Annotated in this window: 8 protein-coding genes; 5 read left to right on the top strand and 3 right to left on the bottom strand. The window is 47.8% G+C overall.

The genetic code is table 11. The features are described 5' to 3' along the window. Nucleotides 1–6 precede the first annotated feature (6 nt). Nucleotides 7–954 carry a protein kinase domain-containing protein gene (locus tag E5S67_RS14520; protein WP_339382871.1) on the top strand — a complete coding sequence of 316 codons (948 nt, stop codon included), beginning with the start codon at nucleotides 7–9 and terminating at the stop codon, nucleotides 952–954. Here the strand turns inward: E5S67_RS14520 and E5S67_RS14525 are convergent. The 3 genes from E5S67_RS14525 to E5S67_RS14535 form a co-directional block, all read right to left on the bottom strand. Further along, nucleotides 948–1,574 (bottom strand): J domain-containing protein, encoded by a 627-nt coding sequence (locus E5S67_RS14525; RefSeq protein WP_172188326.1) that lies wholly within the window; start codon nucleotides 1,572–1,574, stop codon nucleotides 948–950. The two genes, E5S67_RS14520 and E5S67_RS14525, sit on opposite strands and share 7 nt — an antisense overlap. Before the next feature lie 130 nt (nucleotides 1,575–1,704). Continuing rightward, nucleotides 1,705–2,298: an ATP-dependent Clp protease proteolytic subunit gene (locus E5S67_RS14530; RefSeq protein ID WP_172188328.1), complete on the bottom strand. Its 594-nt coding sequence runs from the start codon at nucleotides 2,296–2,298 to the stop codon at nucleotides 1,705–1,707. 209 nt (nucleotides 2,299–2,507) lie between these two features. Beyond that, nucleotides 2,508–3,167: an ATP-dependent Clp protease proteolytic subunit gene (locus tag E5S67_RS14535; protein ID WP_172188330.1), complete on the bottom strand. Its 660-nt coding sequence runs from the start codon at nucleotides 3,165–3,167 to the stop codon at nucleotides 2,508–2,510. Between the two features lie 72 nt (nucleotides 3,168–3,239). Between E5S67_RS14535 and E5S67_RS14540 the strand changes: the two genes are divergently transcribed. The 4 genes from E5S67_RS14540 (at nucleotide 3,240) to thrB (ending at nucleotide 6,919) form a co-directional block, all read left to right on the top strand. Next, the gene (locus E5S67_RS14540) at nucleotides 3,240–4,475 is read left to right on the top strand and encodes a vWA domain-containing protein (protein ID WP_172188332.1); all 1,236 of its coding nucleotides are present in this window, start codon (nucleotides 3,240–3,242) and stop codon (nucleotides 4,473–4,475) included. A 222-nt stretch (nucleotides 4,476–4,697) separates the two neighbouring features. Further along, nucleotides 4,698–5,264, top strand: coding sequence for a Uma2 family endonuclease (locus E5S67_RS14545; protein ID WP_172188334.1), 567 nt, complete (start codon nucleotides 4,698–4,700; stop codon nucleotides 5,262–5,264). A 3-nt stretch (nucleotides 5,265–5,267) separates the two neighbouring features. Beyond that, nucleotides 5,268–5,762, top strand: a complete 495-nt coding sequence (locus tag E5S67_RS14550) for a tetratricopeptide repeat protein (RefSeq protein WP_172188336.1) — start codon at nucleotides 5,268–5,270, stop codon at nucleotides 5,760–5,762. 89 nt (nucleotides 5,763–5,851) lie between these two features. After that, the gene (gene thrB, locus E5S67_RS14555) at nucleotides 5,852–6,919 is read left to right on the top strand and encodes a homoserine kinase (RefSeq protein WP_172188338.1); all 1,068 of its coding nucleotides are present in this window, start codon (nucleotides 5,852–5,854) and stop codon (nucleotides 6,917–6,919) included. The last annotated feature ends 92 nt before the right edge of the window (nucleotides 6,920–7,011 follow it).

The raw sequence follows: 7,011 nt of genomic DNA on the forward strand, positions 1-7,011 counted from the left end.
TCAGTTGTGGACATATCAAGGCCGATGATTTACTGCATCAACCCTCAATGCGAACAACGCGAAAATCCTGCTGCTGCTCAAAATTGTCAGGCTTGCGGCACGGATTTGTTAATTGCCGATCGCTACCGAATCATTAAATCAGTGCGATCGCCCAATCCCGCACGCCCCACTGACATCTTTGAAGTTGAAGATTTGGGAACAGGGGAAAACGAATGGGGGACTGTAAAAGTTTTAAAAGTCTTGAAACACACCCACAATCCCGATTTACTTCGCTTGTTCCAGCAAGAAGCGCGAGCCTTGATTTGGCTGGCCGGAAAAGGCCGTGTTCCCCAAGTCGAACCTGACGGTTATTTCCAGATACCACTGCCCAATAACTCCCAGAAATTGTCTTGTTTGGTAATGGAAAAAATTAGCGGAGAAAACTTGGCAGAATTCTTAACTAGAAACCAGTACGTTTCTCAAAAGCTCGCTCTTGATTGGCTGCAACAAATGCTTCATATTTTGCAGGAAATCCACAAATATCATTTAGTACATCGGGATATTAAGCCATCCAACCTGATGCTTGAAGCCAATGGGAAATTGAGATTAATTGACTTCGGCGCCGCCACAGAAGCAGAGAGAGATACCGCACCCATAGGTTCTGCTGGATACGCCGCACCGGAACAACTTCTAGGTAAAGCAGGCGTGCGATCGGACTTTTTTGCCCTGGGGCGTACTTTTGTACATTTATTAACAGGCATACAGCCGATCGATTTTCCCGTTAATGGAAAAACTGGTAAAATTAATTGGAGGAACCAAGCTGTAGATATTGACCCGTTACTCCTAGACTCGATCGACGAATTAATCGAACCGCTACCGGAAAACCGACCTGAAAATACCAAAGTTATTTTAGAAAAATTAAAAATTCACGACGCAGACCCCCTGAAAAAGGGGGACGCAACATCGCTTCAATAAATCTGTTCCAACTTGCGAAAATCCCGCTCAACTTCCGCCCACAAAGCCCGATTGTGAGGGTCAGTTTTCACAGCCTTTTTCAAATAAATTCTAGCCTTATCAACCTGCTTTTCTCCGATCAAATGCCGTCCCCAGCGCTGATAGGCGATCGCCTGCCACTGACGCACCTCCAAATCTTCGGGAACCCGCTGGGCCAAACCCTCAATCAAGGCGATCGCCCGCGGGAACCTCTGATATTTCAGCAACTGCTGCAACTCAAAATAAGCATCTTGCTTTAACTTTTGTTCTACCGCCGACAGATCCGCATCAGATTGAACCGCAGCCTCTTTTCGAGTCACTTTAACTGCCTGCGGTTGAGCTTTCACCTCCCGTTCCGGCGGTGTCCAAATAGGCGGCACAGTTGAATTGGCAACTTTCGACTCCGCAACATGGTGGGGGGCAATATTCACCAAGAACTTATAAGCCTCAGTAATAGCAATAAACTTATTCTTAGCCTGTTCGTTCCCCGGATTCACATCGGGGTGATACTGTCTCGCTAACTGCCGATAAGAGGCCTTAACTTGCGATAAACTGGCACCAGACCTCAGTCCTAACTGTCGGTAATAATCTGCAATATCCATTTAGCATGAATGAGCGTTGATAATACCATTAAATATGGCAGAATCCTTAAATGTAAAGATTCTGCCAAAATTTACTGCGAACTAGGTGGTAGTGCGAGGGTTGCCCGCACTACGGTCGCGAAAAAATAACTTAGGGACGATCTTCGATCACTCTGTCAATCAAGCCGTATTCCTTGGCTTCCTCAGCGGACATGAAATAGTCGCGATCCATGTCCTTCTCGATTTTCTCGATCGGCTTGCCAGTATTCTTAGCATAGATATTATTGAGTTCGTGGCGCAGCCGCAGAATCTCTTTCGCCTCAATCTGAATATCCGTTGCTTGTCCCCGCGTGCCCCCAGAAGGCTGGTGAATCATGATTCGCGAGTGAGGCAAAGCTAACCGTTTCCCCTTCGCACCGGCAGCTAACAGGAAAGAACCCATCGAAGCAGCCAAGCCCACACAAATCGTCACCACGTCCGATTTAATGTGCTGCATGGTATCAAAAATAGCCATGCCTGCCGACACCATTCCGCCTGGGGAATTGATGTACAAAATAATATCCTTACCTGAATCTTCCGAATCGAGATAGAGCATCACAGCGATGATTTGATTGGCAATTTCATCGTCAATGTCCCTGCCCAAGAAAATAATCCGTTCCCGGTAGAGGCGATCGTAGATATTAATCCACTGAGTATCATAACCACCCGGCATTTTGTAGGGAACTTTTGGCACACCTATAGGCATAATTCGGAACTCCGTTTAGTTGATAATTGGTGATCGGGCAATTGGGCATCGGGCATCGGGCATCGGGTATCGGTAATTGGGAATCGGTAATTGGGAATTGTTTAGTCATAAAAAGACTATTGAATAACTAATCAGGGTAGAAACTACTAGCCATTAACCCTTAATTCTTACTCATTCCCCATTCCCCATTCCCCATTCCCCATTCCCAGTTAGATGACTCCAGCCGGCAGCGGTTTCGGCAATTCTTCCGAACTTTCAAGAACGCGATCGATCAAACCGTATTCTTTAGCTTCATAAGGCGTCATGTACAGCAACCGATCCATATCTTTAGTAATCTTTTCGATCGGTTGGCCAGTACAGGTTGCAAAAATATCAAGCATCGTTGCTTTATTTGCCAGCACTTCCTTAGCCCGAATTTGAATGTCGCTTGCTTGACCCCGCGTGTAAGCCTTGGGTTGGTGCAACACAATAGAAGCGTGGGGCAAACTCGCTCGAAAGCCTTTTGTACCAGCCGCTAACAGCATCGCAGACATCCCCATTGCCGAACCGAGGCAAATAGTGTGTACGGGCGGCTTAATGTACCTGATCGTATCGCAGATAGCGAAGGCTTCTGTTTCAAAGCCGACGGGTTCGCCACTGTAACCAGAAGTGCCGGTTGAGTTGATGTAGATTTTGATCGGCTTCTCAGGGTCTTCGTACTGCAAGAACAACAGTTCAGCGATAATCAGTTCTGTTACCGCAGGCACTAGAGGCATACCCAGATAAACGATCCGCTCCTTCAGCAACAGGGATGGCAAATCGGGAGGTGGCGTCCGAGAGTTCCCTTCCCCGTAGTATGGCGATTGCACAGCTTTAATTGGTGTGTTCATATAACCGAAATGTTGCCTGAACTGATGGAGCTATTCTTAAAGAAATAGTAACGCAATCTTTAGGTATCCCGCATGAAAGTTAGTTTGCTCCCGGTTTTAAACGACCCTAACCTTGACGCTGCCGCGCCCTCAACGCAGCGCCAGCTAGCGATTTCGGTGTCTGCGACGGTAAGCTCGATCGACTCCAGCGTACCCTTAAACCTGTGCCTGATTCTCGACCACAGCGGTTCGATGGGCGGACGCCCCTTGGAAACCGTCAAACAAGCTGCCGGACGGTTGCTCGACAGGTTGAAGCCCGGGGATCGCTTTTGCGCGGTGGCTTTCGACCATAAAGCCAAAGTCCTCGTGCCCAATCAAATTGTGGGAGATCCCGCTAGCATTAAACGGCAAATTGAGCAATTGCGCTCGGCCGGCGGCACAGCAATTGATGAGGGGATTAAGTTAGGTATTGAAGAGTTGGGCAAAGGCAAAAAAGAAGCTATATCTCAGGCGTTTCTGCTGACTGACGGCGAAAACGAACACGGCGACGACAGCCGCTGTTTGAAGTTGGCTAAATTGGCTGCCGACTACAACATGACTTTAAATTCTCTGGGATTTGGCGATAACTGGAACCAGGATATTTTGGAAAAGATTGCTGACGCCGGCGGCGGTGCTCTGGCTCACATTCAGCGTCCCGAAGATGCGGTTGACGAGTTTAGCAAACTATTTACTCGCATCCAAGGTGTAGGTTTGACTAATGCTTATTTGCTATTTTCACTGATGCCAAAAGTACGGTTAGCCGAACTCAAACCGATCGCCCAAGTTGCCCCGGATACGATCGAATTGCCAGTACAGCAAGAGGGCGATCGTTTTATGGTGCGCCTGGGAGATTTAATGAAGGATATAGAGCGAGTAGTTTTGGCTAATATTTATATTGGACAGTTGCCCGAAGGTACACAGGCGATCGGGCAATTGCAAATTCGCTACGACGATCCGACTGTCGGTCAAAGTTTGCTTTCCGATCCAGTTGCAATTTCTGCTAATGTCCTGAAAGTTTATCAGCCAGCACTTAACCCGACTGTGCAGCAGCACATTTTAGCTTTGGCTAAATACCGCCAAACTCAACTCGCAGAAACTAGATTGCAACAGGGCGATCGAGCCGGCGCGGCGACGATGCTGCAAACTGCTGCTAAAACTGCTCTACAAATGGGCGATAAAAGTGCCGCAACTGTGCTGCAAACCTCTGCTACTCGTTTGCAGTCTGGCGAACAATTGAGTGAAGCCGATCGCAAGAAAACTCGGATTGCTTCTAAAACTATTTTGAAGTAATGGCGCGATTTGAAATTTTAAATAATTTTAAATTGGGCGATCGGACAATTTGGCGATGCTAAATCGCGTCTACAAAAACGAAACCCGCACCCAGGCGGGTTTCAATATTATGAGTCTCGCCTGCAAAAAGCGAGAGTCAGTGTAGCCCGATTGTTTCAAGCCGTGGATCGTGTAGAAGCTCGATCGTTTAGAATGTTTGTATCACCTATCAAGAGTGCTTGTATGAACCAGACAATATCTGATAAAGTACGCTGGACTACCGCCGATTTAGAACTATTGCCCGATAACGGCGATCGTTACGAAATTATTGATGGAGAGTTATTTGTGACTAGAGCACCGCATTGGGGTCATCAACAAGCTATAGGCAACCTCTACCAAGAACTTAATACTTGGTCGCGAGAGACTAATTTAGGACGAGCAGGAATCAATCCAGGTATCATTTTCACGGACGCTGATAACGTCATTCCGGATCTAGTTTGGGCCAGCAATGAACGCTTGGCTATCTTGCTAGACGAAGCCGGCCATTTAACCGCCGCACCTGAGTTAGTTGTTGAAGTATTGTCCCCCGGTGCAGACAATGAAAGACGGGATAGAGATTTGAAACTCAGACTCTATTCGGTACGAGGAGTACAGGAATACTGGATTGTGAATTGGCGGTTGCAGCAAATAGAAGTTTATCGCAGGGAACAAGCAAGTTTAAGGCTGATTGCTACGCTGTTGAGCAATGATGAACTAACTTCGCCTTTGTTGCCCGGTTTTAGTTGTTCTGTCGCTCTAATTTTTGCCTAAATTATGAAATCATCATTTTACAATTTAATTGCTACTCTAGTAATTTTTACTATCTTTGGTAATATATTTTCTGCTGTATCTGCTAAATCCTCAGCAATATTAATAGCTCAAAAAACGATTGTTCAAAATCCTGCTGAAGATTTATTCAATAGTGCTTTAGCCAAATCAGAGGCAGGAGACATTCAAGGGGCGATTGCCGATTACACCGAAGCCATCCGCCTCAACCCCAACTACGCCAAAGCTTACAATAAACGCGGCATCATCCACGGCCGCAACCTCAAAGACTACCCAACGGCTAAAGCAGATTTCGATCGCGCCATTGAAATTAACCCCAACTACGGCGACGCCTACTACAACCGCGCCAGAGTCCGCGAATTCTTAGAAGACAAACCGGGGGCGATCGCCGATTATCAAAAATCCGCCGAACTCTATCAAAAAGATGGCAATACCAACGATTATCAAGATGCCATACAGCATCTTGAAAGTCTGCAAGAATAGAGTGCTTTTGAAAACATAGTATAATACCTTCGATCTGCCTTCATCCGCGTCCATCTGCGGTTAAACACTCCAAATTAACTATTCAAAAAATGTCCGTAATCTCCACCGTCACCGTTACCGTACCCGCCACAACCGCCAACCTAGGCCCAGGATTCGACTGCATCGGTGCCGCTTTAAGCCTCTACAACCGCTTCCAATTCTCCCGACTCGAACCCTCAGCAACCGAGAAACTAAAAATTACCGTTACAGGCCAAGAAGCCGCCAAAGTCAAGACAGACGACAGCAATCTCGCTTATCAAGCTTTTCTCAAGTTATACGATCGCCTCCAACAATCGCCGCCGCCTGTAGCGATACATATAGATATGCAAGTGCCGCTGGCTAGAGGCTTGGGGAGCTCGGCTACAGCTATTGTCGGCGGGTTAGTCGGTGCAAATCAATTAGCCGGTGCGCCTTTGAGTCAGGTGGAAGTGATGCAGTTGGCGATCGAACTTGAAGGCCATCCCGACAACGTTGTCCCCGCTTTACTCGGAGGATGTCGCCTCGCTGCTAGCAATCCACCCCCCCAACCCCCCCTTACTAAAGGGGGGCTAAGAGAAGGATTCCCCCTCCGTGAAGCGGGGCTAACAGAACAATCACCCTTAGATTTAGATGCGGAAATTCTACCATCACCCCCCCTTAGCAAGGGGGGGCAGGGGGGGGGTTCCTGGGAAATTTGCGATATTCCCTGGCATCCGAATATTGTCCCGGTGGTAGCCATCCCCGATTTTGAACTTTCTACAGCCGAAGCGCGCCGAGTTTTGCCCGCAGATTACAGCAGGGCTGACGCGATTTTCAATGCCGCACACCTCGGTTTGCTGTTGCGGGCTTTGGAAACAGGCAATGAAAACTGGCTGCGGTGCGCCCTGCAAGACAAAATTCACCAGCCTTACCGGCAATCTCTGATTAAGGGATATGAAGCGGTGCAACAAGCAGCCCTGAATGCAGGGGCCTGTGGAATGGTAATTAGCGGTGCGGGGCCGACGCTTTTGGCTTTAACGGATGCTACTAATGCTGGTGCGGTTGTGAGGGAAATGGCGGCTGCTTGGATGGAATTTGGGGTGAAGGCTGATGTAAGGGCGATCGGGATCGATACTCAAGGAGCACAAATCTCCCGTTAATTAGGGCTTGCTGGATAAGTGCAGAAAGGTTACACGGCCTGGTTATGCGATCGTCCGATCAAGAAAAGTGTGCAAGATAAACAGGTAAAATA

Source organism: Microcoleus asticus IPMA8 (assembly GCF_013179805.1).
Taxonomy (GTDB): domain Bacteria; phylum Cyanobacteriota; class Cyanobacteriia; order Cyanobacteriales; family Microcoleaceae; genus Microcoleus; species Microcoleus asticus.

Excerpts from the sequence above, each read along its gene's own strand:
- E5S67_RS14525 (WP_172188326.1), bottom strand. The coding sequence starts at position 1,574 with ATGGATATTGCAGATTATTACCGACAGTTAGGACTGAGGTCTGGTGCC.
- E5S67_RS14530 (WP_172188328.1), bottom strand. The coding sequence starts at position 2,298 with ATGCCTATAGGTGTGCCAAAAGTTCCCTACAAAATGCCGGGTGGTTAT.
- E5S67_RS14535 (WP_172188330.1), bottom strand. The coding sequence starts at position 3,167 with ATGAACACACCAATTAAAGCTGTGCAATCGCCATACTACGGGGAAGGG.
- E5S67_RS14540 (WP_172188332.1), top strand. The coding sequence starts at position 3,240 with ATGAAAGTTAGTTTGCTCCCGGTTTTAAACGACCCTAACCTTGACGCT.
- E5S67_RS14545 (WP_172188334.1), top strand. The coding sequence starts at position 4,698 with ATGAACCAGACAATATCTGATAAAGTACGCTGGACTACCGCCGATTTA.
- E5S67_RS14550 (WP_172188336.1), top strand. The coding sequence starts at position 5,268 with ATGAAATCATCATTTTACAATTTAATTGCTACTCTAGTAATTTTTACT.
- thrB (WP_172188338.1), top strand. The coding sequence starts at position 5,852 with ATGTCCGTAATCTCCACCGTCACCGTTACCGTACCCGCCACAACCGCC.